Here is a 26,176-nt window from a genome sequence, read left to right on the forward strand (position 1 = left end):
CATGCCGAATCGTTCCACGCCCGAAATCCCGGGGTGAACACGTTCTAATTCGCTGCCCCTGTCCCGCCGGCGTTCCAAGGCGTCAATGCTGGGCGAGCACGTCCACCAGCAGTCGCACCTGGGTGTCGAAGATCGCTTCCGGGTCGGTCAGGGTGTCCGCGCCGTATTGCCCGAACACCTCCAGGCTGATGGCACCGAGCACCCCGGCCCACAACAAAAAGCACTTGGCAAGCACCTGATCGTCACCGGGAAATCCGAATTCGTGCCGGATGCGTTCGAAGTCCGACGACATCGGTTGCGGCGCAAGGTCATTGGTCAGGCGGATGTCCCCGGTGGCGATTCCGGCCGCGACGGCGTCGAACAACGCCGCGACGACCCGGGTGCCGACGGCCACCGTGCGCTCCGGAGGCGCGTGATAACCGGGGACCGGGCTGCCGTACAGGAGCGCCCAGCACGCGGGGTGCGCGACGGCCCACCGCCGGGTCGCCCGCGCGATGGCGATGACGTCGTCGCTCCACAGTTCTCCCACGGTTTCGCGGGCGCGTTCCACGGTGTCGGCCAGGTCGGAATAGGCGTCGACCAGCAGCAAGGTCAGCAACTCGTCGCGGCTGGCGACGTACCGGTACACCGCCGAGGAGACCATGCCCAGGTCGCGGGCTATGGCGCGCACCGACAGTCCGGCCGCACCGCGTTCCACCAGCTGGCGGCGACCGAGTTCGATGATGCGCGCCTCGATCTGTTCCCGCGACTGCTGGCGTTTGCCCACGCGGTCAGTCTGACACAACCGAGAACGCTGCTCTTGCTTTCCGAACCGGGGTGTGGCAGCGTCATCAAAAGCGAGAGCGCCGCTCTCGTTAGTTCCGAGGAGCTTCGCCGGAAGGACCCGCCATGCCCACGCGTTATGAGGAGCCGAACCGGGCCGCCCGCGCGGCCAACGTGGTGATCCGCTGGCTTGCCGACGCGGGGATCAGCATCGCCGGCACCCGTGCGCTGCGCGTTCGCGGCCGCAAGTCGGGCAAGCAGCGCGCGGTCGTGGTCAACCTGCTGACCGTCGACGGGGTGGACTACCTGGTCTCGCCCCGCGGCAACACCCAGTGGGCGCGCAACGTCCGGGCCGCGGCCGTCGTCGAGGTGGGTCCTCGGTGGCGCCGGCACCGCGTTCGCGCCACCGAGGTCGACGACGCGGCAAAGCCCGATCTGCTGCGGCGCTACCTGTCCCGGTGGTACTGGCAGGTCAAGGACTACGTCGCGGGGCTGACGCCGGACAGCAGCGACGAGGAGTTCCGCGCCGCGGCGCCCACGATTCCGGTATTCGCGCTGACCAAGGCGCGCTGACGGCGTCCGATCGGGGCCCTAACGCGCGTTGTCCCGCGCCCCGAGATCCTCGCGAACCTGCTGCGAGGTGGCCCCCCACGACACCGCCGCGGGGAAGTCCCCCCACACGCTGTTGAAGATCCCGACGAGCTGTCCCGGGCCGCCACCGGGCGCCAGATACACCGGCCCGCCGGAGTCGCCGTTGTGGCTCTGCACGCCGTTGGACATGGTGAACCAGCCGTTGTTCACGCTCTGCACCGTCCCGCAGGTCTCCCCGGTGATCACCCCGTAGTGACAGATCGGCTGCCCGGGCGCCAGCGCCAGTCCGGGGTCGGAGACCAGCGGACGCCCGCTCGGCAGGATGTTGTTCGCCGTGACGTCGTTGTCCAGCACGATCGCCTCGTAATCGTTGATCACCTGGCTCGTGGACACCGTCGTCCCGCTAGGGGTGTTGTCCCGGAAGGCCGCCAGGCGGCCGATGACGGTGCCGCCCCGATCCGTGACCACTCCGCCCCCGCCGCGGCAGTGCCCCGCGGTGAACGCGACCTTCAGGGCCGGGTCGACGTATCCCAACGTGCAGACGCGGTTGTCCTGGCGTATCTCCATGCCCGGATACACCAGGACATCGGCCTTTGCCGGCGCGGCCGGCAGCAAGGAGGCGAGCGCGGCGACAGTAACCGACGCGGCGAAGGCGCGCGTTGCCAGGCGATGCACCATGAACTCCGATCCATCGGGCGGACACCGACGGGAGGTCGAGGTTACGGCGTAACCGTCCTCCACGTTCAGCTTTTCGCGCCGCGCAGCGCCGATGTTACAGAGAGGTCACGAGCGCGGCGGCGGCATCGGTCTGGCCGGCCGTGCGCGGGGCCCAGCCGGGCGGACCAAACACGTAGCCCAGCCGGTCCCGCAGCCGGGTCGCGGTTCGCCAGTCGCGGGCGATCGCGACGTATTCGCGCGTCTGCAGCTTCCAGATGTTGAAGGTGTCCACCTGCTTCGTGAGGCCGTAGTGGGGGCGGAACAGCTCGGGCTGGAAGGTGCCGAACAGCCGGTCCCAGATGATGAAGATGCCGCCGTAGTTCTTGTCGAGGTACACCTTGTCCATTCCGTGGTGCACCCGGTGGTGCGACGGCGTGTTGAAGACGAACTCGAACGGCCGCGGCAGCTTGTCGATGCGCTCGGTGTGGATCCAGAACTGGTAGATCAAGTTCACGGAGAAGCTGAAGAACACCATCCATGGCGGGATTCCCAACAGCGGCAACGGGATCCACATCAAGATCTCGCCGCTGTTGTTCCACTTCTGGCGCAGCGCGGTGGCGAAGTTGTAGTACTCGCTGGAGTGGTGGGCCTGATGGGTCGCCCAGATCAACCGCACCCGGTGGGCGATCCGGTGGTAGGCGTAATACAGCAGGTCGACGCCGAGAATCGCGATCACCCACGTGTACCACGTGGCCACCGAAAGGTGCCACGGCGCCACGTAGGCATAGATCGCGGCGTAGCCGAGCAGGGCCAGGGTCTTCCAGCCGGCGGTGGTGGCCACCGAAACCAGCCCCATCGAGATGCTGGTCAGCGAGTCGCGGGTGCGGTGCGCCCCCGACGGGGGCCGCGCGGCGTCGGCCGCGAGGTGTTCCAGCTTGCGGGCCGCGGTCCATTCGAGGGTCAGCAGCAGCAAGAAGAACGGGATGGCGAGCAGCACCGGGTCCCGCATCTGCGGGGGCAAGGCGGACAGGAAGCCGGAGAGGGCGCTCACACCGGTAAGACTACGACGACCGCCGCGCCGCTCAGCGACGATCGTCGGTCTGCACGTCGTTGCCGGCGTACCACTGGACCGCGCGAACGCCGGGCAGCAGGGATAGCTCGGCCACCAGCCGCTCCAGCCGGGCGGGGGCGTCGCCGTCCATCAGCAGGTGGGCGGTCAAGGTGATCTCGTCGTCGGCCGGATGCCCGGTGTGGATCCCGCGAAGCGTGATGTCGTTGCCGCCGGCGTGCTGGACGATCTGGGCGCGCGCGTATTTCTCGTGCTTGGGGCGGCAGACCACCTGCACCAGATAGGGCAGCAGGCTTTCGTCTTCGTCGGCACTGTTGTCGCGGTCGATCAACCGGCCGAGAGGGCGCCCCAGCACGTGAATGCCGATGACCGTGCCGGTGCCGATCAACGCGAAGACCAGGTGCCCGGAAGCGGCCAGCACGCCGATGGCCGCCGAACACCACAGGGTGGCGGCGGTGTTGAGGCCGCGAACGTTGACGCCCTCCCGCAGGATCACGCCACCGCCGAGGAAGCCGATGCCCGACACCACATAGGACGCGACCCGGGTCGGGCTGGAATCCGACGTGGCCGCGGCGTACAGGACGAACAGGGTTGCGCCGCCGGCAACCAGCGCGTTGGTGCGCAGGCCGGCCCGACGGGCCCGCCACTGCCGTTCCAGGCCGATGAGGGCGCCGCAACCCACGCCGACGCCCAGGCGGAGCGCGAAATCGACGGCGCTCAGCGTTTCCACGACACGCTCCTTCCCGGTGGCTCGACGGCGAAGGGAGCTAACCAAATCCGGATTAACCGCAAGTGGAGCCCAACCGAACCGCCGACGTCGGGAGGTATCCTCCCGCGGGCGGCGAGTCTCAGGCTAACCGGCTTTGGGCGTGATGTGGTGGGGGCAGTAGGCGCTCGAGGCGAGGGCCGCGAACTTGGCGGCGGCGTCCATCGTCATCCCGGGGTTTTGATCCTTGATGTCGCTGACGACCTGCAAACCGGTTTCGCCGCGGCCCATCAACCCGCACACGGCCTTGGCGGACGTGATGACTTGGCTGGGGCTGCTATAGGTGATGCCGGAACTGTCGAGGTTGGCCAAAAACGCGGCATCGTCACCCTCCGGCTCGGCGTGCGCGGGCGCCGCGAAACCGATCACGCCGACGGCGCCGAGCAGCGCAGCGAAACGTTTCATGCCGATCCCGCCTTGCCGAGCCGGGCGTCGGGCAACGTCACCTTCGGCTTGTCTCCGCTGGACACGTGCACCGCGTGGATGCCGGGCTTTTTCGACAATTGGTCGAGCAGATCGTCGAGTCCGGCCTTGTCGACGTTCCAGTGCTGCACGGCTTCCGGTTGTTTTTGCAGCTTGGCGATGACGTCGTCGAGTTTCACGGGCTCGGCGGGCTTCGTCGCTCCCCCGGCGCGGGCCCGCACGCCCCTGCCGCTCACGACCTGCGGCGTGACGGCGCCGAGGGCACCTCCGGTCAGGCTGCCCAGCGCCATCTGACCGAGCAGGCTGCCCGGGATTGCGGCCGCGGGCGCCGCGGCGATGCCGGCGCTCGGCGCCAGGCCGCTGGCCAGCCGGATCGCCGGGGTGGCCGAGGCCCAGGCCGGTGGCACCGACAGCTTGCCCACCACGTTCGCCTCACCCATGCCCGCCGATACCGCGCTCGTCAGGCCCGCGCCGGCCGACCGCATCCCGAGACCGGCCCCCAGCGCGGACTTCGGGATGTCCAGGCCCTCGACCGGTAGGTTGTAGAACATCTTGAACTCGGTCATGGCGAGGTTGATCGGGCTCATGCTGTCGTTGGCGACGGTGCTGAACCGGCCGATGTCGGCGAGGATCCCGAAGGTGTTCTGCCACGTCGTCCCGGCCAACGGCGACCCGGTCAGGGTGTTGAGCACCTGGTCCCAGAACTCCATGTAACCGCGGGACGCGTTGCCGATGGCCTCGAGCAGGTCACTGAAGATGCCCGACGGCGGGGCCGCCGCGTCCGTGGCCGCGGCGGTGCCGCTTGCCTCGCCCAGCGCGGCCGCCTGCGCGGCGATCCCGGTTTCGTTGGTGGTCTGGGGCGGCTCGGTGAACGGTGCCAGTCGCGTGGCGGCCGCCGACGCGCCGGCGTAGGCGTACATCGCGGCGGCGTCCTGGGCCCACATTTCCGCGTATTCGGCCTCGGTGGCGGCGATCGCGGCGGTGTTCTGCCCGAAGGCGTTGGTTGCCAACAGCGTTGCCAGCCGGACGCGGTTGGCCGCGATCTCGGTCGGCGGCACCACCGCCGCGAAGGCGCTCTCGTAGGCGCCCGCCGCCGCCGTGGCCTGCACGGACGCCGTCTTCGCCTGCGCCGAGGTCTCCGACATCCATGCCACGTAGGGCGCGGCCGCGGCGGCCATCGCGACCGCCGACGGGCCGGCCCACGCCTCGTTGGCCAGGCCCTCGACGATCGCACCGTAGGACGACGCCGTGGACTGCAGCTCGGCGGCCAACGCCTCCCAGGCGGCGGCGGCCGCCAGCATCGGTCCCGCCCCAGGGCCGGTGTACATCTGGCCGGAGGTGATTTCGGGTGGCTGCACTGCGAAATTCATCGGCGTGCCCTTCCCGCGCCACCCGGGCCGCTGGCCGCCGACGAACCGGGAGTGCTGGCAAACATGCCGTGAATCGCCGACGTTTGCGGCGGTGAGGTCACCGAAGACATCGGTCGTCCCCCGCGGTCCGCTGGATCAATGCCATTGGTGTCATGTCAAGGCCCATCAATCCGCCGGCACCACGATGATCGTGGCGGTGGTCGCGACGCCGTCGGTGGCCGCCGCGGCGACGCCGGTCGTGCCGTTGCTGACGGTGCGCACACCCGCGCCCGCCAGCGCGCGTCCGGCCACGCTCGCCATGGCCATCTCGCCGAACATTGCGCCCTGCGACGTGGCGGTCATCGCCGGGGCGGCTCCCAAACTCGCGCCCGGCAGTACCGACGCGACCGTCTTCATGACGGGGGCGGCGGTGGCCCAGCCCTGCGGAACCGACAGGGATCCGACCAGGGTCGCGCGGCCCATCGACCCGGCCACGCCCCCGATCTCCGGTGTCACCGCGGAGACGTAACCCCCCCGCAGCGGCGCAAGCGGCGACAGCCCCCCGGCGATGGCCTTTCCGCCGCCCAGCAGTTCGGCGACACCCGGCGCGTTTTGGGACAGACCCAGAGCCTGCAGCGACAGCAGCCACCATCCGCCGGGCACGATGATCGCGCCAATGGGGCTGTACGCGCCGGTGACGGCCGCGAAGAAGGGCCGCAGGGCGGCCGTGATGGGGTAAATGGCTTCGATGATCGATGCCGCCGGCCCCGCCGCGGCCGACGGGGTCGCCGCCAGTCCTTGCAGCATCGTCGGCGTCACGTTGATCAAGGCCGACAGCTCGGACGGGATGTCCGAGGCGGCACTTTGCGCGAGCGCCGCGGATTGTCGTGCCACCGCGGACGAATCGGTGGTCCGCGGCGGCTCGGTGAAGGGCGTCAGCCGCGTGGCCGCGGCCGACGAGGCGGCGTAGGCATACATCGCCACGGCATCCTGGGCCCACATCTCGGCGTACTCCGCTTCGGCCGCCGCGATGGCCGCGGTGTTCTGGCCGAGGATGTTCGTGGCGATCAGGGTCATCAAGAGACTGCGGTTGGCGGCGATCACCGGTGGGGGCACCGTCGCCGCGAACGCGGTCTCGTAGGCCGCGGCGGCGAGCCTGGCCTGGGTCGCCACCTGCTCTGCCTGGGCGGCCGTCGCCGTGGCCCATGCCACGTAGCGCGCGGCCGCGGCGCTCATCGACGCCGCCGCCGGTCCCAGCCAGGACCCGACGGTCATGCCGGCGATCGTCGAGCTGTAGGCCGCCGCGTAGGAATACAGTTCGGCTCCCAGCGCATCCCATGCCGCGGCGGCGGCCAGCAGGGGCCCCGATCCGGCACCCACATACATCCGTCCTGAATTGACCTCTGGTGGCAGCGCCCCGAAGTCCACCCGTTGCCTCCCGTCCTCCTCTGGCGCCAGGGTAGGAGCGAATATGCGGCCTTCCCGCAAACAAGCCACGGCTCAAATGGAATTCATGAGATTCGCCGGTGGAGCATATGTGTATTCCATGTGTTGCACCGGCGCCGCTCCAACGCGTCCTTCGACTGAGAAATTCTCAGGATCGGCATTCGGCGCCGGGGCCGGCTCCACCGACCTCGGACGCCCGCGGCGTGAATATTCGCTAAGCGCAAGGGATTTCGCGTCTCAGATGCGCAGGGAGGCCGCCTGCTACGGGGCTACCTTCTGTTAAGTTGCTGCGGGCAATAGAATTTCGCCGCAATCGCCAAGAACGACGTCGCGTGGTCGTCGGTGAGTCCGGGGTTTTGGCTCTTCAATTCGTCCACCATTTGGGGACCCAACTCGCCGTTTGCCATCGACACGCACACGGCTTTGGCGAACTTAATCGCCCCATCCGGGGTCGAGTACGTGATGCCGGCGCCGCGCAGCGACGCAAGAAAAGCGGCCTCGTCGCCCCCGGTCGTCCCCGGGTCGCTGTGCGCGAGCGGGGTCAGACCGAGGGCGACCGAAACGCCGACGCCCAGCGCCGCCAGCAGTCTCATGACTCGTGATTCTCCCATGCGGCGGCGAGGCGTTCGGCCGCCCAGGCGGACGGCCGACGGGTCAGGCCTTGGAGAGTTGGTTGGGGCAGTAGAACTTCGCGGAAAGCAGGGCGAAATTGGATGCCATCTCCATGTCCATGCCGGGGTTGTGGGTTTTCACGTCGTGGACGACCTCCAGGCCGGGTTCGCCGTTGTTCAAACACGAGCACACCGCCCGCCCGGCGGCGACGGCCGAACCCGGCGTGGCAAAGCTGAAGCCGGCTTGGTGGAGCGCCGCGATGAAGCCTCCGTCGTCACCACTCGGTTCCGGCCCGGGATCGGCGTAAGCCGGCGCGGCAAGGCCAATCGTCGCGAAGGCACTCAGGAGTGCCAGTAGTCTTATCATCACTGTCCACCTTCCGTCCTCACGCGCGGTCGCTGCGTGAACATCGATTGCCTTGTCCCCTAACCCAACTGGGCATCCGTCGGCAGGACTTTGGACTTGTCCCCCTTCTTCAGATGCACCGCGTGGATGCCGGGCTTCTTGGCCAGCTGCTCGAGCAGCGCGTCGAGGTTTTCCTGATCGACGTTGTGGTGCTGCACGCTTTCGGGTTTCTCCGAGATCTGTGCGACAAGGCGTTTCAGCTGTTCGGGTGATTGCTTGTCCTTGAGGTCCTTGATCGCGGCCATCCGGTTGCGCACCCCGCCGCGGACCACGGTGGGCCCCCCGGAGCCCAGCGCGCTGCCCAGCATCCCGGCCAGGCCCATCGAACTGAACAGGCTTCCCTCGCCCAGCGCCGCCGCCGGCACGGCCTCGGTCCCGGCGGCCGACAGGGCGGCGGCGACGGTCCTGACCGACGGCGTGGCCGTGGCCCAGCTGGGCGGGATCGAGAGCTTGCCCACCAGGGTGCCGGCATTGCCCATGCCGGCGATGGGGTTGATCGCGCTGTACAGCGTGCCCCGACCGAAGCCCAACGCCCCGAGCCCCGCGCCGAGAGCGTCCTTGGGCAACGCACCGTACGCGATGGGAGGGGCGAATTTGAGCCACTGCGACAACGGAAAGTTGACCAACAATCCGACGTCGTTGAACTGGGTGGTCAGGCCCAGCGGCACCTTCACGGCGTTGTACATCGCGGTATAGAAGCTCGCCCCGCCCGGGACGGTGTTGAAGAGATTGGTCATGAACGTCTGATAGAGGTACGCCAGGTTCGCCGCGCCGGAGAAGGGCCCGCTGTAGGGCAGCGTGGTGGTCGCCGCCGTCGCCGCGGCATTCGCCACGTTGGCGGCGGGGGTGCTGGCGGCCGACGTCACCGCGGCCGCTTGCATCGGTTCGGCCGCCGCGCTGGTGGTCTGGGGAGCCGGGCTGAACTCCGTCAACTTATTGGAAGCGGTCGCCGAGGACGCGAAGTAGGTGTCCATCGCCGTGGCGTCCTGCGCCCAGAACTCGCCGTATTGGGCCTCGTTCGCGGCGATCGCGGACGTGTTCTGCCCGAAGAGGTTCGTCGCCACCAATTGCGCCAGCAGCGCCCGGTTTTCGGCGATCACCGCCGGCGGCACATGGGCGGCGAAGGCCGTCTCGTAGGCGGTTGCCGCCTCGGTGGCCTGGGTCGCGGATTGTGCTGCGGCCGCGGCGGTTTGCTGCATCCAGGCCACGTACGGGGCCGCCGCGGACGCCATGGCAAACGACGACGGACCCGCCCAGGGCCCGGCGGTCAGGCTCGAGATCGTCGCCGCATAGGACGTCGCGGTGGACTGCAGTTCGGTGGCCAGGCTCTGCCAGGCCGTCGCCGCGGCCACCAGCGATCCCGCGCCCGGACCGCTGTACATCCGGCCCGAATTGAACTCCGGCGGAAAGGCTCCGTAAAACATCCCTGCTACCCCCTGCCTCGGCATTCGAGCGAAAGCACCTGGCTGCCATGCGGTTTGGTCATCGCGGTCATTCCTCGATGCATGGGATCACGATGATGGTGGCCGCGGCCGGATCGGCTTCCGCGGCAACACCGCCCAGCGCTCCCATTGCCGTCGCGGCGCCGCCGACCGGACGGGTTGCGGCGGCGGCGACGGCGCGCCCGGCCAGGCTGGACAGGGCCATCTGGCTGAACACGCCCTCCTCGCCGGCCATCGCCGCCGGCGCCGCCGCCAGGTTGGCGGGCAGTGCGAGTGAGCGGAGTGCCGGCGCGGCCTCCGTCCAGCCCTGCGGCACCGACATGCCGCTGACCAGAGCGGCTTTGCCCATCGATCCCGACACCTGCCCCGCCCCGATCGCGGAGCTGAGCATGGGCTTGACGGCGTTGGCGCCACTGGTGAGCGGGGCCAACGCGCCCGAGATGGCTTTCGGCCCAGCCAGATAGGCGGCCGCACCCTGCCCGTTCTGTCCCCAGGCGTACGCCTGGCCGAACGACAGGAACGGGCCGCCGGGGATGGTGGTCCACGACTGCGGCGAGTACACCCCGGTCACCACCGACCAGAACTCGTTCCAGTTGGTGATGAAACTCGGCGTCGTCAGTTCGGCCGATGACGTTGCCGACGAGCCGGCGTTCGCCACGGATTGCGCCGCAGGCTGCAGCGTGCCGCTCAGCTGCGACAGCTGGGTGGCGGTGTTGGAACCGGACTGCCCGCTACTCTGGGCGACCGCGGCGGCTTGGGCGGGCCCGGCCGAATCGTTGGTGGTGCGCGGCGGCGGTGCGAACGGTGTCAGCGCCGACGCGCTCGCCGAGGACGCCGCATAGCCGTACATTGCGGCGGCGTCCTGCGCCCACATCTCCATGTAGTGGGCCTCGGTCGCGGCGATCGCCGGGGTGTTCTGGCCCAGGATGTTGGTGGCTACCAGCGTGGCGAGCAGGGCGCGGTTGGCCGCGATCACCGGCGGCGGCACGGTGGCCGCGAATGCCGCCTCGTAGGCGCCGGCGGCGAGCTTGGCCCGCGCGCCGGCCTCCTCGGCCTGCGCCCCGGTGGCGTGCATCCACGCGACATACGGGGCGGCCGCGGCCGCCATCGCCAGCGACGAGGGGCCCGTCCAGGGGCCCGTCGCGAGGGTCTCGATGGTCGAGCTGTACGACGCGCCCGTCGTCTGCAATTCCGCGGCCAGCTCGTCCCAGGCCGCGGCGGCGGCCAGCAGCGGGCCCGATCCCGCGCCGACATACATCCGGGCCGAGTTGTATTCCGGCGGATACGCGCCGAAGTCCAGCATTCAGGTCCTCCTCGAGTCTCGGCCACGCCCAGCGCGGCATCGCGGGCTCGACAAACTCGCGCCTGGAAGGGAATTCACGAAACAAGCCTTCGAATGCGGACGCACATTCCGTCGGTTGGAAGACAGCAAGCCCTACTCTCCTAGCTGTAAACCGGCGCCATAAAAGGCGGATGAATGAGTAGTCAAGCCACGCTGCTATCGCAATAAAGATGTTGCACCGTTGGTATTCAGGCGGCGTTCCCGCCAGGTAAAGCCGTGTAAAACATCGATGTCGCGGCCTTCGGGACCGGTGTGAGAACGGCGCATGACAGCCTTTCGATTAGTGGCGCATATCACCCGGTATGCGCGCGACGGGCGGGGTTGGGCGTGCTGATGTATTGCTTCGACGGTGTCCGCATTGAGACGCAACGCGACGGCCAAAAACTTTCTTTATCGACGATGAGTTCCGGCTTTCGGAATTGCCAAAGGCGCGATTCCGCGCCATTTCCGCGAAATGCGATTAAGCCCCAGTTCGAACCGACGGCGTCGTCATCGCCGAACTGGGCGGGCGTGGTCACGCTGTGTCGTAGGGTCCGTTCATACCACTAGACGCGGCCAGTCTGCTGTGGCGCTGGTGGGCCACTGACAATTTCCTGTGGGACGAATTCCCGTAGGGCGCAGCGGCTTTCGAGTGTGACACAGACCTCTCGGCGCACGGCGGCGCTGCGATCGGCGCCGCGAATTTTTCCATGCGCCGTTGTAAAGATCCGGGCGGTAACGGTTTTCGGCCGAAGCCAACGGCGCGCGTGCCCGAGAGCTACCCGGCGGCGGGCGGGCGCACCACGAAGTTCGGCCGGAATCCGTACTGCGGGACGGCGCGTCCGAGTCCGTGGTTGCGCATGGGGCTGAACGGCATGCCGGGCATGCCGGCCGCCATCGCCGGGGGCGGGGCCACCATCGGGGTGCCGCCCAGCGCCGACGGCAACGGGCTGGCGACCGGCGCGGGCGGGGCCCAGCTCGGCGGCACCGACAGCGGACCGACCAGGGACGCCCGGCCCAGTCCTGCCGAGACCGACGCGCCGGCATTGCCCACCCCCGCCAACCCCGACAGTCCCTGGGCGCTTGTTCCGATGCCGGTCGCCACCGGCGCGCCGCTCGCCAGGTCGTTGAGGGCGCCGGTGCTGGCGCCGATCAGCGTCGAACTCGTTACGGTCTGCACCACCTGCGCCGGGTCGAGCGCGCCGGTCGACGTGATCGTGTTCCAGAAATTGCTGTTCGGGTCCAGGATCGACGACAGGCCCGACGTCGATCCGGTCGACGATTCCGTCGGCGACGACAGGGTCTGCAGCGCGTTGGGCACGGCGGTGTTCAGCTGCGACACGGTCGCCTGCTGGTTTCCCGCGGAGGTGCCCGTCGCCTGGGCGACCGCGGCGGCCTGGCGGGCTTGGCCGTCCTGGCTGGTGGTTTGCGTGGGATCGGTGAACATGGGCAAGCGGGTGGCGGCGGCCGAGGAGCCGGCGTAGCCGTACATGGTTGCCGCGTCCTGGGCCCACATCTCGCCGTACTGCGCCTCGGTGGCCGCGATGGCGGGCGTGTTCTGGCCCAGCACGTTGGTGGCGATCAGCGTCGCCAGCTGCGCGCGGTTGGCCGCGATCGCCGGCGGTGGCACGGTGGCCGCGAACGCGGCCTCGTAGGCCGTGGCGGCGGCTTCGGCCTGGGTCGCGGCCTGCTCGGCTTGGGTGGCGGTCGCGCTCATCCACGCCACGTACGGCGACGCGGCCGCGACCATCGCCGCCGATGCCGGGCCGTGCCATTCCTCGCTCGTCAGCGAAGAGAGCGCCGACCCGTACGACAGTGCGGCCGAACGCAATTCCGCGGCCAACCCGTTCCACGCCGACGCGGCAACCAGCATCGGGCCCGACCCGGGCCCGGCATACATACGCGCGGAGTTGATTTCGGGTGGGAGCGTTGCGAAGTCCACGAACATTTCGGGCCCCTCCCCTAGCCGGTCGCGATGGTGTCGGCCAGCGCCCGCGCCCTCGAGGTGCGGCACATGGCGTCGATGCTGAATTGTGTTGCCGCTAACACTGCTAACTGGCAGCACGACATGGGAAACGACATCGGAGTTCTCCTCACAGCAGAGACCGAACTCAGCCGTGGTTCGCCGAATCAGGCTAATTCCGCGCACACTTGCGCACGCACGCGTAATGCGTTGGCGTGCGCGAGAATATGTGGAAGGAGCCGATTCAGGCTACAAAACGTGGCCGGGGTCGGATCGCAACGAAATGGTCATCGATCTGGGATACGGACTATCACCGGGACTCATTCCGCTCTCACCTCCTCGCGGCCAGGGCATACGGGGATGCCATACGTTGCACGCGGGGATAGGCACCCAACGCGAGAATCGTTGGGCGCGCACCCCTCTCGTCAGAGCTTCGGCACCACACGGCGTATCCGGTCACCAGAGCCGGAAGCCACTTGGGCTCAACCCTTAATCCGGGAGGAGCTGTCCTGACCCTGGGCGTCTCTCGACGTTCGAGGTCAGTGGCCTATGTCCGTGCAGACGCCTCACCTAGCGAGGTGCTTGCACAGGCCATGGTGGCACTCGGCCTACGCCGAGTCAAATTGACGTTCAACAAAACCGCGCACCAGCGCGTAGCCGCTAGCCGGCTAGTTCGCCTTCTCGGCGACCGCCGCGTTCAGGCCCTCGGCGAGATCCTCGCGGGTCAGCTCCTTGAACCGCAGCAGTTGGCGCTCGCTGAATTCGGTCACGTCGCTGGCCAGGACCGCATCGAGGTCCTCGTCGTCCAGGCGGAAACTGCGGTGATCGCGGGCCTTTTCCACCACGTTGCGCACGAAACCGGCATTGCCCAGCGTGTCGATGCCGCGAATGAGATCGCCGTCTTCCGAATACGTTTCGTCGAGATAGAACTTGGTGTAGGACGGCAGGAGGGCCTGCGCCGATTCATCGGTGATGACGTCTTCGTTTTCCTGGCCCATCAACCGGGTCAGCGCGACCAGCTCGTCCGGGGTGTAGCTGAAGAACTCGATCACCGTCGAAAAGCGCCGCCGCAGACCCTGATTCACTTCGAGCATCTTGTCCATGGCCTTGGCGTAGCCGGCCCCGAAGACGACCAGCTCGTCGCGATGGTTCTCCATGTACAGCAGCAACGTGTTGATGATCGCGTTGCCGTAGGGGTCGCCCTGCTGGTAGCCCTTTTCGTGCAGGGTGTGCATCTCGTCGAAGAACACCGCGCCGCCCAGGGCGCCCTCGAGCATCTCCTCGGTGTTCTTCTCCGCGTCGGCCATGTACCGGCCCAGCAGCTTGGTGCGGCTGGTCTCGACCACCACCGGTTTGCGCAGCACCGTCAACCCACACAGCTGCTTGCTGAAAGCCCTTGCCACCGAGGTCTTTCCGGTTCCCGGAGGACCGAGCAGCAAGGTATGGCGCGACGTCACCGGCACCGGCAGGCCCATCTTGGCGCGCGCCAGGTTCACCTTCGTCGTCGACTTGATCAGCTTGATTTCCCGCTTGGCCCGCTCCATGCCCAGCATGGCGTTGAGCTCGGCATCGCCCTCGGCCAGGTACTTCGCCGCCTCCTCGGCGTGACGGGCGGCCTCCGCCTCAGCGCGGGTGGGCGCGCTGTCGGGGTCCCACGGGTCGGTGCGGGCCTCGATCGTCTCGGGGTCGGTCAGGATCAGGCGATAGTTCGGGTTGTCCAGCGCCTCGCGCGCGGGGGTGAACTTGGGATCGCGCGAATAGACGCGCCGCAGCAGCTCGACGGCCTCGTCCTCGCGGCCCAGGTGGCGCAGGCACATGCCCTGCGTGTACAGGGCGATGTTGGCCGCGCCCGGTACCCGGTCGCCTTCGATGGCGTCCTGGCCGCGGCGCAACGCCTCCTCGAACACGCCGAGCGAGGCCAGGGCGGTGGTGGCCATCGCCGCCCCCGCGGCCTTCAGCTCGGGCTGACGCCATCCCTTGCCCTCGGAGAATTGGTTGAGCACGTCCGGCCACCGCCCGGTGCGGAAGTACAGCACGCCGCGCACGTAGCTGACCAGCTCCTCGTCGAAGGCCTGGCGGGGTTCGACGCCGTCGAGCAGCTTCGCCGCTTCCGCATAGTGTTTGGCCTCGGCAAGCACGGCCGCGTAAGCGCACGCCAGCGACTCCACGCTGGTCACCGCCAGCCGCAGGAACAGCCCGTCGGAGACCTCCGGGCGGAACTGCAACTCGGTGACCCCGAGGCGGCGGGTCTCCCACCCGAACGTCCGGATCGACGACCAGGCGCCGGCGAGCACGTCGAGGCTCTGCTCCCCCGCCAGCATCCGCGCCAGCCAGGCGTCGCACATCGACGGGTCCAGGTTGGTCGCCGTGGTGAACATCTGCGATGCGACCTGCGGGTTGTGGCTGGGTTGCAGCCCGTTGACCGACACGCCCGACGCCAACAGGCCGGCGACCATCGCGTTACGGGCGCCCTCGGCGGTTGATTGGGGCCTCGTCATTGCGCTACAGGTACGCCCGCCGAGCTCCCCCGCAGCTGGTCGACGGACAGCGAGAGCTCATCGTCGTCGGCGCGCAACGGACGGCTCGGCACGGATAGCAGCGGGCGGGCCGTCGGGGCGGGCAGGCTGGCCCGCACCGCGGCCAGCTGACGACCGGTGAGGCGGTTCAGCCCCGACGACACGTTTCGGCGCAGCCGCTTCTCGGTGTGATAGCGCACCCACGCCGACACCTGCGGACGGCCGCCGCGGGACGTGAGCCGGATGGTCAGCACCGTGGCGAAAGTGTCGTCCTCCCAAAGCTCCTCGAGCTTGTCGGTGGTGATGTCCGACGGCGTCAGCCACAGGCTCGTCACGAACCCGTTGAAGTGTTTGAGGCGGCGCCAGCCGGGGCGGCTCCACGTCGGCTCCAGGTCGGCGAGCACCGCGCGGTCGACTTCGGCGAGTTCCTCGGCGGTCAACGGCCTTGCCGCACAGGTCAGCCCGTCGAGATCTTGGGCGAGCCGTTCGGTGGCCGCCACCAGGGTCGACGCCAGCGAATCGCGGGCCGCCACGGCGGCCACGTTGCGCTGCGGGTTCATCCGCAGCACCAGCCAGGTCCTGCGCACGTAGGAGGTGGGCTGATCGTTCGCCACCTCCCATTCCTCGGGGCCCCAGTCGTCGAGCTTGGACAACTCGGCGGCATTCCCGCCGCGACGCACCTTCACCGACACGATGTCGATGTCGTCGAGGTGGATGTCGAACTGGCGCAGCCCCGAGGCGACGGCCTGCACCAGCAAGGTGGGCCGCGACGACCGGTGGCGGTGGCGCGACGCCGGGTCATCCTCGCCGCCGTTGACGGCGATCACCGTGACGAGCTGGCCCTGGTACTCGCGCACGCCGACCTTGTCGCGGCCGAATCTGCGTTGGTGATCGATCGCCGGTGTGCAGCCGGCGGCCAGCGCGGAGCCCGGGTCGGCGGACCAATCCCACAGCCAGGTCGCAATCCCCGACGTCACCGTCAGGCCGTGGTAGGTGACCAGCGACAGCAGCGCGACCAGCACGGCCAGACCCACCCCCACCCAGAACGCGATGCGGTAGGTGCCCTGCCAGGACTCCGGGCAGTGGCTGGCCACCGCCATGATCACGACGTCGACCAGGAACACCGTGGTCAGCCGCGACCACGACAAAGACAACCCGAACCTGCGCTGTGCCTTCATGAGTGCTGCTGCTCCGCCCCTATTGCTGTTTCCGTGATCGCTTCATCAGCATCGCCGTGCCGAACACCCCGCCGCCGATGAGCAGCGCCACGAACAATCCTCCGGCGGCAACCCATACTGGCACCATATCCCGCGGCGGGGCGGGTTTCGGAACGGTCAGCGGCGCCGACAGCTGCTGCGGCGGCTTCACCGGACCGTCGGGCACGTCCCAGGTCAGCGCCGCGACCGGGTCGACGACCCCGTGGCCGACCTGGTTGTCCACCCCGCGCGCGGGCGCGCGGGCGGTGCGCGTCAGCCGGTTGATGACCTGATACGCCGACAGCTGCGGGAACTTGGCGCGCACCAGCGCCGCCACCCCCGACACGATCGCCGCGGAGAAGCTGGTGCCGGACGGAACCAGCAGCGTGTTGTCCGGTCCGTCGATCGCGTTGATGAGCCCGTCGTCCCGCGGCGACAGCCCGACGACGTCCGTCCCGGGCGCGGCGATGCCCACCCACGGCCCGGCCACGCTCGTCGACGCCTGGCCCTGATTGCCCTGGCTCAGCGGGCGCCCTTCTTCGTCGACGGCGCCGACGGTCAGGACGTAGTCGCTGAACCAGGACGGCGTCACGACGGTGGTGACGGCATTCCAGTTGCGAGGATCGTTGGGCTGCAACGGATCATGAGGAGGGTTCTGCTTGCAGTCCTTTTTGCTGGTGTCGCCGGCCGCGGCCACGATGACGACGTTCTTGTCGACCGCCGCGTAGCGGACCGCGGCGCCCAGCGAGCGCTGGTCGATGACGTTGCGCGCGCTCATGCATGTCACGTCGGAGATGTTGATGACCGACGCACCCATGTTGGCGGCGTGCACGATCGCCCGCGCCATCGTCTGGACGTTGTCGATCTTCGCCGACGTCTGCGGATCCTCATCGCCGGTGTAGGCGTCCTTGAGGCCGAAGGCCTGGCTGGACTGCCGGATCGCGATGATGTCGACGTCCGGCGCGATCCCGCTGAATGCGTCCGGTCCGCCCTTGGTGGGTGCGGGTGCCGGCGGCGGCGGGTCGAGCGGGCGCGGATTATCGACCGTGACCACGTGCCCGCCACCGGAGTAGCCGGGGATGGTCACCGTGCCGGTGCCGTGGTTGCCCGCCGGGGCCTGCCCGCCTTGCGGCGGTCCGGGGGGCGGTCCGCCGGGCTGCGGCGGCGCCGGCGGCGGGGGCGCCCCGAAGGGGCCCGGAGCCGGCTGCTCCTGGGGCGGCGGGGGCACCATCGTCACGGTCTGGGGCAGCGGCGACAGGGTCACCGTCTGCGGCGGCGGCGCTTTCGGGGGTGGCTCGGTGGTGGGAATGGTGACCGGTTTGCGCGGTGCCGCCGGCGGTACGCCGGCGCCGTTGGCCGGCGCCGCGCCGATCATCGACGCCACGAGGGTGCCGTGCGCGTCGCAGTCGGACAGCCCGTCACCGGACATGATGTAGTCGCCACCCGGGATCAGGTGCGGAAACCGCGGATGCGGCGTGACGCCGGTGTCGATGACGGCCACCTTCTGGCCGGCGCCGCGACCGAACTGCCACGCCTCCTGCAGGTTCAGCATGTCCATGTATTTGGGCTGCAGCCGAAAGTCGGTCCCGGGCAGCACGCCCACCTCGGTGCAGTACGAGTTCTGCTTCATCGGCGCGCCCGGCCCGGGTGGGCCGTCCGGCGGCACCGCCGCGGCGTCGATCGTCGGAGGCGAAATCGCATAGGCGGGCGGCAGATTCGCCAACGCGCCCGAGGCGAGCAGGGCGGCGGCGACGGTCGCGGCGGTCGCGCGGCCACGCCACACTTTGCGGTCAGCGATAGCGGATTGCTGCATAGACATTCATCAACCACAATGCCAGCGGGAAAATCGGCATCAGGCAGAGGTATTCAATCCATTCCACGAATTTGCGGAATAGCGGGCTATAGACCGTGTTCGGCACCACGGCCGCGGACGTCAGCCCCGCCGCCGGCACCAGAACCAGAATCGCCGCGCAGATCGAGACCGCAAGCGAAGACTGCAACACGAGCGCGTACCGCACCACGACGGCACCGACGATCAGCACGCCGGTTCCGGCCAGGGTGATCGCCTGCCAGCGGTCGACGTACGAGCGGCCGCGCAGCAACAGGAATCCCGCGCTGAAGCCCGCCAGAAGGACCGGCAGCCAGCGCTGCCCCGTGTGCGGGTCCGACAGGGCGGTCAGCGAGACGACCATCAGCACGCCGAGCCCGATCAGCAAACCCGACAGGAAGGAACGGGCGCGTTCGGCCTGCGTCAGGACGTCACGGACCGAAGCGGGTCCCTCCAGAACGGGGGGGCCGCCGTCGTTGCGCACCACGGTGGTGGGCAGGTCGGGCCGGGCCTCGAACACCCATCGGCTGGTGGCCGACGGGAAGACGGGCAGGCGGATGCCGGCCAGCCGTCGTGAAATCGCCGGTGCGCTCTGGTAGATCAGAACCGACACGAGCACGACGCAGGTCAGCAGCGTCACGGCGCTGGTCATGGCCACCATCCGCGCCAACGCGGCCACCGCCGCGATCGAGCTGACGGTGACGATCGCGGTGTAGATCGACAGCCGACGCCCGGTGAAACGCAGCGCGAGGATCGCGGCGATGGTGAGCACGCCGAAGCCCAACACCGCGTGGGGCGACCCCACGCCGCCGGGCGGCGCGGCCGCGGCGGCGACCGACACCGGCGCGAGGCTGCTCAACAGCATGGTGTCGGCGACGCGCCGCTCCTGCAGCGTGCTGGCCCGCATCAACAGCAACAGCGAAACGCCCAGCATCAGCGCGCCGATCACGCCCGCGTAGACGGTGGGCAGCCACGAGTTGTGGTGCCAGCGCCACCAGCCGAGCAAACCGGTCGCGGCCGTCACCCCGATGGCCACCATCGACGCACCGACCTGCACGGCAACCACCGGGTCGATGGCGGCGAAGCGCTTGCTGAGGTTCGCCGCGACCGCGGTGGAGATGTGCTCGATGACCTGCGAGCGGTGCTCGGTGTCCGGGATGAACCGGATCCACAACCGGTCGCCGTCGTAGACGTCCTGCTCGCTCAGCGATTGGGTGGCCCGCAGCGGCGAGCCGTCCACCAGGCACAACGCCCACCGGCCCCGGCCGGTGGCCTCCAGCGGGGCCTCGCCGAGCTCGCGGAGCCGGCTGTTGACGACCTTCAGCAACGGATCGGTCATCACCGAGACGGGGGCGTTCGCGTCCAGCAGGACGCCGATCTGGACGCCCGTGCCGGCCATCACGCCGACGACGACCGCCTGGGGCTGTGAGATGCCCTCTACGTCAGGCTGTGGTACTTCAACGACCGCAGTCATCGCCTTGCACTCCCTACCGTGATGAATGTGTGAGCCCGTGCCGCCGTTCGCGTGCCGGCCGGCGCCGGTGTTCTCGCCGAGGTGCTGCGATCCCCCGCGCAGCGCATTCCTACTAATTGGAATTCCATCTGCCTCGCCTTGCGATTAAGAGTTGTGGTTGACACCGGTTTTCAGGTTTGCTGATGCCTTGACAGAAGTATGCCGTGTTCGCAGCTCAACCGCATGTTGAGTGCGACGACATTGATGAAATCTGTGTTTCGCGCGAAGGTCACACCCTGCTGTGAGTTTTCCACTCGCCGTAGGGAAGGGTGTCGAGCACGGTTTTGACGCCGACCTGCACCAGCTGCGGGGTTGCCGGGCAGATGGCGAGCCACGCCTCCCCCGAACCCGCTGTCCGGGCTTGCTGGTAGAGCGCGATGCGGCCGCCGGAGCCGTCCTTCAGCGACAGCACGGACGCACTCGGCCCCTTGGCGTCGTCCTGGTACTGGCGGGCGTACACGGCGACCTCGGCGGCGGGGTCCGACAACGCCTGGCCCAGCGCGGCCACGGTGGCGGCGCTGATGCCCATCCGCCGCAGGTCTCCGCCGGAGAACACGTTGAAACCCGACTCCTGCCAGGACTTCGTCGCTTCCAGCATCTCCTCCAGCGGCACGTTGACCGCGTTGATCGCGGCGGGCTCGGCGTGGTGGATGGACTCCAGCGCGTCGATCACCAGCGACGCGATCGAGGCGCTGTCCGCGACGGCGACGTCGTCGACGGTGATCTCGCCGCCGACCCGTACTGCCGACACCCAGTGCTGGCCGCGACGCGCCAGGACCACCCGAAACTCGTTGTCGGGGATGTCGCGCGAACCCGGGGGCTGGTTCTCGTCGTCGAGGACGCCGTAGGCCAGCTTGCCCCGCGACAGCAGCGCGACCACCTCGAGGTCGGGCGCGGCGAGCACCTTCATCCGGGCGGCCACGTGCTCGTTGACCTCGTCGTTCTCGACGATGCCCTGCTCGCGCATCACCGCCATTCCGGGATGCTCGTTGAGCCAGTCGTTCGAGTCGGTGGAAACGTAGGGCCGGCACCGCAACTCCGGGGCGACGTGGCGAATGTCCAGCAGCGCCTGGAGCATCCAGAAGCCGTCGACGTTGACGGTGATGTCGGTGCGGGTGCTCTGTTGGTCCATCAAATCCTCAACTGGTCCCTGAGTAGCTCAAGCTCACACTGCACGGTAACCGCAGGACGCGGCAGCACACCGACGGGTGGTGTGCTGCCGCGCCTGTGGTCGAGGCGTCAGGCCCAGCTGGACCCGACGGCGCTGTCGGTGCTGGCCATGTTGTTGCCCGCGGACTGAACCTTCTGTCCGTGGGAGTTGGCCTGCTCGTAGATCACCTGGAAGTTGCGACCCAACTGGGTGATGAACTCCTGGCACGCGACCGAACCGGCACCGCCCCAAAAGTCGCCGGCAGCAAGCACATCGCGAATGATGGCCTGGTGCTCGGCCTCCAAGGACGCGGCCTGGGCGCGGATCAGGGCACCGTGGGCGTCTACGTCGCCGAACTGGTAGTTAATGCTCATTACATGGCTCCTTAAAAGTGTTGGGCAGCAGCAGTTCTGGGCTAGCTGCTGAGGATCTGCTGCGAGGCCTGCTCTTGCTGCTCGTAGTTGTTCGCGTCGCGGATCAGCCCGTCGCGCACCCCGTGGAGCATGTTGACGATGTTGCGGAAGGCCTGGTTGACCTGGCCCATGGTGTCATACGACGTCGCCTGCGCCTGGCCGCTCCAGCCCGCGCCCGCGATGTTCATCGACGACGCCCACATCTTGCGAGCCTCGTCCTCGACGGTCTGGGCGTGGACCTCGAAACGGCCCGCCATCGCCCGCATCTCGTGCGGATCGGTCATAAAACGTGTTGCCATGTCGGCTGTCTCCTTATTTACGTAATGAATGGGTGATGTGCTTTAAGACGGTGGCCGGATCGTTTACGGATTACGCAACCGCCGTGCCGAACAGATAGAAATAACCCCCCCTTTCCGTCAGCCGGCGGCCACCGGGCGTTGTCACGGTGAGACGGACGTCAGACCCGAACCGCGGCGTTTGAGTTGACGGAGTGCGTGTTGCTGTGGGGGATGCTGCGCGGGACCATTCCTGCGGCCCCGCGCTCAGCCCCCGATGGGCGGCTACGTTGGAACCCACGTCGGTGACAATCTGTCCCAAGCCCGAACCGCCGAATACGAATCAGCCGGCGGCGGCCGCGTTGGCTGCCTCGGTCGCAGCGTACGAACCGGAGCTGGTGGACAGGGTGTTGACGAACGCCTCGTGAATGGCCTGGGCCTGGGCGCTCACCGCCTGGTACATCTGCGCGTGCGCGGCGAACTGAGCCGCGGTCAGGGCCGACACCTCGTCGGCAGCGGCGGGTACCACCCCCGTCGTTGGGGCTGCGGCGGCTGCGTTCTGGGCGCTCAAGGTCGACCCGATAGCCTGCAGATTCCCGGCCGCCGCGGCCAAAGCCTCCGGCTGTGTGGTCACGAACGACATATTTGTTTCCCTCCTAGTTCATTCCCCGACTCTGCGAGAGTAGATGACTGCGACCCCTGAGGCCGGGGTGGACGCAGCGTGTTTGCAACTGTTCACGTGGTGGTACTGCGAATTCACTTTCGTTAACGACACAGTAACAGCGTCTGACCTCGACCGCAGCCCTTCGTTCGACAGCCGGAACAAACGGCATCTGCCCCGGGTCGAAAAAGTTGCTGGTGGCCCCCGATGGCGACGAACTCGTCGCACCGGCGGGCGCGATGGTCTTTGCCGATAGCGCGTCCCTCGAACCTCCTTTCGTCCATTTCAGCTGGTCGATCACCTATGGCCGCGGCTCAGCCCGCGAAGGGTGGTCGGGCCATGACGGTGGGTCGGAAGCCGTATTTGGGGCCGGCCACGCCGTGCCCGCCGGCGCCGGCACCGGCCAACGGCATGCCCCCGAGCAGGTTTCCGGGCCCGCCGGCGGCCTCGGGAGCCGCGCTGATGGTGCTGACCGGGATCGCATGCCCCAGCGCCGGCGCCGCCGCCGGCGCCCCCGACCAGGCCACCGGCACCGACAACTTGCCCCCGATCGAGGCCGCGCTGCCCAACGCCGCCACCGGATGCGCCGCGGCCGCACCACCACCGAGCATCCCGCCCAAACCCCCCAACGCGGGCAAGGCCTTGGCCGCCGCCGGAGCCGCACTACCAATCAACCCCAACGACTTGGAAATCTGCACAAAGTTGTTCCCCATACCGATGCTGAAATACGGCAAACCCTCAGTGTTATAGAACAAGCCCGCGAACGGGGTGTAGCCGTTCACCAGCGTGCCGAGGTTGGTGGGGAAGGTGGTCTGGCCGGTCAGCAGGAACCAGAGCTCGGTCAACGGGTCAGTGGCGGTCGTCGCCTGCGCGGTCGCCTGTGTCGTCGCGTTGCTGGCGGGTTGGGCCATCGATTGCAACACCTTGGAGGTGTTGACCGCCGTGGAATCCGAGGTCGCCTTGGTCACCGCCGCACTCTGACTGGCCTGCCCCGACGGATTGGTGATCTCGGGCGCCTTCTGAAACGGCGTCTGCTTGGTCGCCGCCGACGACTGACCCGCATACCCATACATCGCCCCGGCATCTTGCGCCCAATACTCCCCATACTGAGCCTCCAACTGCGCGATCAACGGCGTGTTCTGCCCCAACACATTCGTCGCCTGCAACTGGCTGACCTGCATCCGATTCGACGCCACCAACGGCGGCGGCACCGACGCCGACAACGCCGCCTCATAAGCCGCCGCCGCCGCCCGCGCCTGCGTGGCCGCCTCCTCAGCCTGCGCCGCCGCCGACGTCATCCACGCGATATACGGCTGCACCGCTTGGGCCATCGTCGCCGACGCCGCCCCCAACCACTCCTCACTACTGAGCGCGGTCACCACCTTCTCGTAAGAAAGCGCCGCCGAATTCAACTCCGCCGCCAACGCACTCCACGCCGACGCCGCAGACACCAACGAACCCGACCCCGGACCCGAATAAATCCGCGCCGAATTGAACTCCGGCGGAAAAGCCCCATAGTCCAGCACGAATAGCCCCTTAACCTGTGATGTGCGGATCGACGCGTCGAGTTGCGAACGACGTTAATGCGCTGGTGACCGGCCTCGCCGCGTTCGCCAGGCGGGCGGCGTGACGGTCCGCCGCCCGGGTGGGCGGCGCCACCGGCAGCGTCGCGCCGACGGGCCGCGCGGGCGTCGGCCCAAATATCGATCCGGAACTGCGCAAACGGCCGGATCCGAGGGGTCGCCCGCTCGGGTAGAGGCGGCGCGATGTCGTGGTGGCCCGGGGCGCTGGTATCGGGGCCGGGGATAAAATCCGGGCGCGGCTAAAGGTGAGGGTGCGCATGCCGAATTCCGCCGCTTATCCGGCCGAGGGTGGGCGTGTCAGCACGCTGTAGCGGAAGCCGTATTTGTTGACATAGCCGGCGGGCGCGCCACGGCGCCCCAGCGTCCCCGCGGGCATCCCCCGCAACAGACCGTTGGCCGGCCCGGAAGTGCCCGTCGCGGCGGCCTGCACCGGCGTGGCCTCCATCTCCGATACCGTCGCCGGGCTGACCGCCGACGTCAGCGTCGCCCAATGCTGGGGCACCGACAACGCCCCGACCCGCGCGGCCTGCCCGGCGCCCGCGGCGACCCCACCGCTCACATGGCCCAGCCCGCCACCGAGGTTGCCCAGTCCCAGGCTCGCGAACTGCGGTGTGGGGAACCACGCACCGCCGGCACCCGCCGTGCTACCACCGGGACCAAACGTCAACTGCTGCGCGATCGACGTGCAGAAGCTCGCAATACCGTTCGAGAAGTACGCCAGACCCGTCGTCCGCTTCAGGATCGTGTCGTAGATCGTGGGGGTCAGGCCCAGCCAGTTGTTGGTCGGGGTCGGCAGCCCGGACTGCAGCAAGTTCTGCAGCGTGCTGGTGAGCAACCCTGACTGCGTGGCGTTGGTCGCCGTCGTCGGCGCCTGCGCGGCCTGAGTTGCGCTGAGCGACAACGCGTGCGGCGAGGCCAGCTGCGAGGTGGTTTGTGCGGTGTTGCCCGCCGGCTCGGCGACGGCCTTCGCCACCGCGGCGGCCTGGTCGCCGGTCGCGTCCGGGGCCGTGGTGTTGGGCGGCGCCGTGAACGGGACCAACTCCGAGGCGGCCAGCGACGAACCGGCGTAGCCGTACATCGCCACGGCGTCCTGGGCCCACATCTCCATGTAATGCGCCTCGGTGGCCGCGATCGCGGGCGTGTTCTGCCCGAGGAAGTTCGTCGCCACCAGGTTCGCCAGCAACACCCGGTTGGCCGCGATCACCGGCGGCGGCACCGTCATCGCAAACGCCGCCTCGAACGCCGCCGCGGCGGCGCGAGCCTGGCCGGCCGTCTCCTCGGCCTGCGCGGCCAGGACGCCCAGCCAGTTCACATACGGCATGACCGCCGACAACATCGACGCCGATGCGGGACCCACCCACGGCGCGTGGGTCAGTTCCGAGATCACCGAGGCGTAACCGCTTGCGGCCGTGCCCAACTCGGCGCCGACTCCATCCCAGGCCGCGGCCGCGGCCATCATCGGGCCCGAGCCCGGGCCGGCGTACATGAGACCGGAATTGATCTCCGGCGGAAACGCCCCGAAGTCCATGGCTATGAGGCGCCGGGCTCGAACGACATGTATCCCCTCGTACCTGGTCTCGAGTCGATGACATCGGGCAGTTGCTTGCTTGGGAAGGCTAAATGGGCGCACCGCCCCCTCGCCGGTTCCTCGCCCGGCCGCAGCTGCGGCGACCATCAGCCCCAGCGGTTCTGCGTCCGCGCGCCGACGCCCGGCCGTCCCGCGGCGCGCGCCGCCGCGGCTGGCGGTTACCTGCGGGAATATCGCGTCAGCACTCGCCAGGGCGGGACGATTCGAGGTGTCGCCGCGGCGCTGAAACCCCCGCCGCGGGACAAAAAATCCGGCCGCAGATAAAGCGGATGCGAGGTTCGCCGCCGCGACGACGGTCGCGACGCCCAGGGGCGGCCCGACGACTCCCTAGCGAGGGTCGGTGGGATTGGTGCGGACGCGGCGAAACACGCCCTGCCGCAGGTGCTTTCGGGGCAGGGCGTGTTTTCGAACGCGCCGGTGTCGCTGGGCTTGGGAGGCTATCCGGCGAAGGGTGGTCGGGCCATGACGGTGGGTCGGAAGCCGTATTTGGGGCCGGCCACGCCGTGCCCACCGGCGCCGGCACCGGCCAACGGCATGCCCCCGAGCAGGTTTCCGGGCCCGCCGGCGGCCTCGGGAGCCGCGCTGATGGTGCTGACCGGGATCGCATGCCCCAGCGCCGGCGCCCCCGACCAGGCCACCGGCACCGA

Annotated in this window: 24 protein-coding genes, 1 pseudogene and 1 riboswitch; of the genes and pseudogenes, 1 reads left to right on the forward strand and 24 read right to left on the reverse strand. The window is 68.7% G+C overall.

Annotated features, from left to right (window positions below; all coding sequences use genetic code 11):
• Positions 1–82: 82 nt before the first annotated feature.
• A complete protein-coding gene (locus tag K883_RS21355) occupies positions 83–766 on the reverse strand; it encodes a TetR/AcrR family transcriptional regulator (protein ID WP_020822605.1) in 684 nt (227 codons plus the stop codon).
• Positions 767–888: 122 nt separating this feature from the next.
• Between K883_RS21355 and K883_RS21360 the strand changes: the two genes are divergently transcribed.
• Positions 889–1,335 (forward strand): nitroreductase/quinone reductase family protein, encoded by a 447-nt coding sequence (locus K883_RS21360; protein WP_020822606.1) that lies wholly within the window; start codon positions 889–891, stop codon positions 1,333–1,335.
• 18 nt (positions 1,336–1,353) lie between these two features.
• On the opposite strand, the gene K883_RS21365 is transcribed toward K883_RS21360, so the two are convergent.
• The 23 genes and pseudogenes from K883_RS21365 to K883_RS21470 form a co-directional block, all read right to left on the reverse strand.
• Positions 1,354–2,031, reverse strand: coding sequence for an Rv1815 family serine proteinase (locus tag K883_RS21365; protein ID WP_014384764.1), 678 nt, complete (start codon positions 2,029–2,031; stop codon positions 1,354–1,356).
• 94 nt (positions 2,032–2,125) lie between these two features.
• On the reverse strand, positions 2,126–3,061 hold the full coding sequence (locus K883_RS21370) for a sterol desaturase family protein (RefSeq protein ID WP_020822607.1): 936 nt from the start codon (positions 3,059–3,061) through the stop codon (positions 2,126–2,128).
• Positions 3,062–3,092: 31 nt separating this feature from the next.
• The gene (locus tag K883_RS21375) at positions 3,093–3,809 is read right to left on the reverse strand and encodes an MgtC/SapB family protein (protein ID WP_008257013.1); all 717 of its coding nucleotides are present in this window, start codon (positions 3,807–3,809) and stop codon (positions 3,093–3,095) included.
• Between the two features lie 123 nt (positions 3,810–3,932).
• Positions 3,933–4,250, reverse strand: a complete 318-nt coding sequence (locus K883_RS21380; protein WP_008257015.1) for a DUF732 domain-containing protein — start codon at positions 4,248–4,250, stop codon at positions 3,933–3,935.
• The gene (locus K883_RS21385) at positions 4,247–5,638 is read right to left on the reverse strand and encodes a PPE family protein (RefSeq protein WP_020822608.1); all 1,392 of its coding nucleotides are present in this window, start codon (positions 5,636–5,638) and stop codon (positions 4,247–4,249) included. Before K883_RS21385 ends, K883_RS21380 begins: the two co-directional genes overlap by 4 nt.
• 165 nt (positions 5,639–5,803) lie before the next feature.
• Positions 5,804–7,045 carry a PPE family protein gene (locus K883_RS21390; RefSeq protein WP_020822609.1) on the reverse strand — a complete coding sequence of 414 codons (1,242 nt, stop codon included), beginning with the start codon at positions 7,043–7,045 and terminating at the stop codon, positions 5,804–5,806.
• A gap of 287 nt (positions 7,046–7,332) precedes the next feature.
• On the reverse strand, positions 7,333–7,656 hold the full coding sequence (locus K883_RS21395; protein ID WP_014711703.1) for a DUF732 domain-containing protein: 324 nt from the start codon (positions 7,654–7,656) through the stop codon (positions 7,333–7,335).
• A gap of 61 nt (positions 7,657–7,717) precedes the next feature.
• Positions 7,718–8,044, reverse strand: a complete 327-nt coding sequence (locus K883_RS21400; RefSeq protein ID WP_080691201.1) for a DUF732 domain-containing protein — start codon at positions 8,042–8,044, stop codon at positions 7,718–7,720.
• A 56-nt stretch (positions 8,045–8,100) separates the two neighbouring features.
• Positions 8,101–9,504, reverse strand: a complete 1,404-nt coding sequence (locus K883_RS21405) for a PPE family protein (RefSeq protein WP_020822611.1) — start codon at positions 9,502–9,504, stop codon at positions 8,101–8,103.
• 67 nt (positions 9,505–9,571) lie between these two features.
• On the reverse strand, positions 9,572–10,825 hold the full coding sequence (locus K883_RS21410) for a PPE family protein (RefSeq protein ID WP_020822612.1): 1,254 nt from the start codon (positions 10,823–10,825) through the stop codon (positions 9,572–9,574).
• 332 nt (positions 10,826–11,157) lie between these two features.
• Positions 11,158–11,382, reverse strand: a complete 225-nt coding sequence (locus tag K883_RS27665) for a hypothetical protein (protein ID WP_020822613.1) — start codon at positions 11,380–11,382, stop codon at positions 11,158–11,160.
• Positions 11,383–11,621: 239 nt separating this feature from the next.
• A complete protein-coding gene (locus K883_RS21415; protein WP_020822614.1) occupies positions 11,622–12,791 on the reverse strand; it encodes a PPE family protein in 1,170 nt (389 codons plus the stop codon).
• A 425-nt stretch (positions 12,792–13,216) separates the two neighbouring features.
• Positions 13,217–13,391: riboswitch (M-box (ykoK) riboswitch) on the reverse strand.
• An 83-nt stretch (positions 13,392–13,474) separates the two neighbouring features.
• Entirely contained in the window at positions 13,475–15,304 is a 1,830-nt protein-coding gene (eccA5, locus tag K883_RS21420; RefSeq protein ID WP_008257033.1) for a type VII secretion system ESX-5 AAA family ATPase EccA5, read from the reverse strand.
• Positions 15,301–16,500 (reverse strand): type VII secretion protein EccE, encoded by a 1,200-nt coding sequence (eccE, locus tag K883_RS21425; RefSeq protein ID WP_014380194.1) that lies wholly within the window; start codon positions 16,498–16,500, stop codon positions 15,301–15,303. The genes eccA5 and eccE overlap by 4 nt, the downstream gene beginning before the upstream one ends.
• Before the next feature lie 19 nt (positions 16,501–16,519).
• Positions 16,520–18,331 carry a type VII secretion-associated serine protease mycosin gene (locus K883_RS21430; protein ID WP_020822615.1) on the reverse strand — a complete coding sequence of 604 codons (1,812 nt, stop codon included), beginning with the start codon at positions 18,329–18,331 and terminating at the stop codon, positions 16,520–16,522.
• Positions 18,309–19,820 carry a type VII secretion integral membrane protein EccD gene (eccD, locus tag K883_RS21435; RefSeq protein WP_020822616.1) on the reverse strand — a complete coding sequence of 504 codons (1,512 nt, stop codon included), beginning with the start codon at positions 19,818–19,820 and terminating at the stop codon, positions 18,309–18,311. The genes K883_RS21430 and eccD overlap by 23 nt, the downstream gene beginning before the upstream one ends.
• Before the next feature lie 268 nt (positions 19,821–20,088).
• Complete coding sequence (locus tag K883_RS21440) at positions 20,089–20,991, reverse strand: ESX secretion-associated protein EspG (protein WP_008257042.1); 903 nt, start codon at positions 20,989–20,991, stop codon at positions 20,089–20,091.
• Between the two features lie 107 nt (positions 20,992–21,098).
• Complete coding sequence (locus tag K883_RS21445; RefSeq protein ID WP_008254256.1) at positions 21,099–21,383, reverse strand: WXG100 family type VII secretion target; 285 nt, start codon at positions 21,381–21,383, stop codon at positions 21,099–21,101.
• A gap of 41 nt (positions 21,384–21,424) precedes the next feature.
• Positions 21,425–21,721: a WXG100 family type VII secretion target gene (locus K883_RS21450; RefSeq protein ID WP_003874404.1), complete on the reverse strand. Its 297-nt coding sequence runs from the start codon at positions 21,719–21,721 to the stop codon at positions 21,425–21,427.
• A 319-nt stretch (positions 21,722–22,040) separates the two neighbouring features.
• Positions 22,041–22,340 (reverse strand): PE family protein, encoded by a 300-nt coding sequence (locus K883_RS21455; protein ID WP_008257045.1) that lies wholly within the window; start codon positions 22,338–22,340, stop codon positions 22,041–22,043.
• A gap of 332 nt (positions 22,341–22,672) precedes the next feature.
• Complete coding sequence (locus K883_RS21460; RefSeq protein ID WP_020822617.1) at positions 22,673–23,884, reverse strand: PPE family protein; 1,212 nt, start codon at positions 23,882–23,884, stop codon at positions 22,673–22,675.
• A gap of 331 nt (positions 23,885–24,215) precedes the next feature.
• Positions 24,216–25,469, reverse strand: a complete 1,254-nt coding sequence (locus K883_RS21465) for a PPE family protein (RefSeq protein ID WP_020822619.1) — start codon at positions 25,467–25,469, stop codon at positions 24,216–24,218.
• Between the two features lie 497 nt (positions 25,470–25,966).
• Positions 25,967–26,176: pseudogene (locus K883_RS21470) on the reverse strand (hypothetical protein); the annotation flags it as partial.

Origin of the sequence: Mycobacterium sp. TKK-01-0059 (assembly GCF_000709305.1) — a bacterium.
Classification (GTDB): Bacteria; Actinomycetota; Actinomycetes; order Mycobacteriales; family Mycobacteriaceae; genus Mycobacterium; species Mycobacterium intracellulare.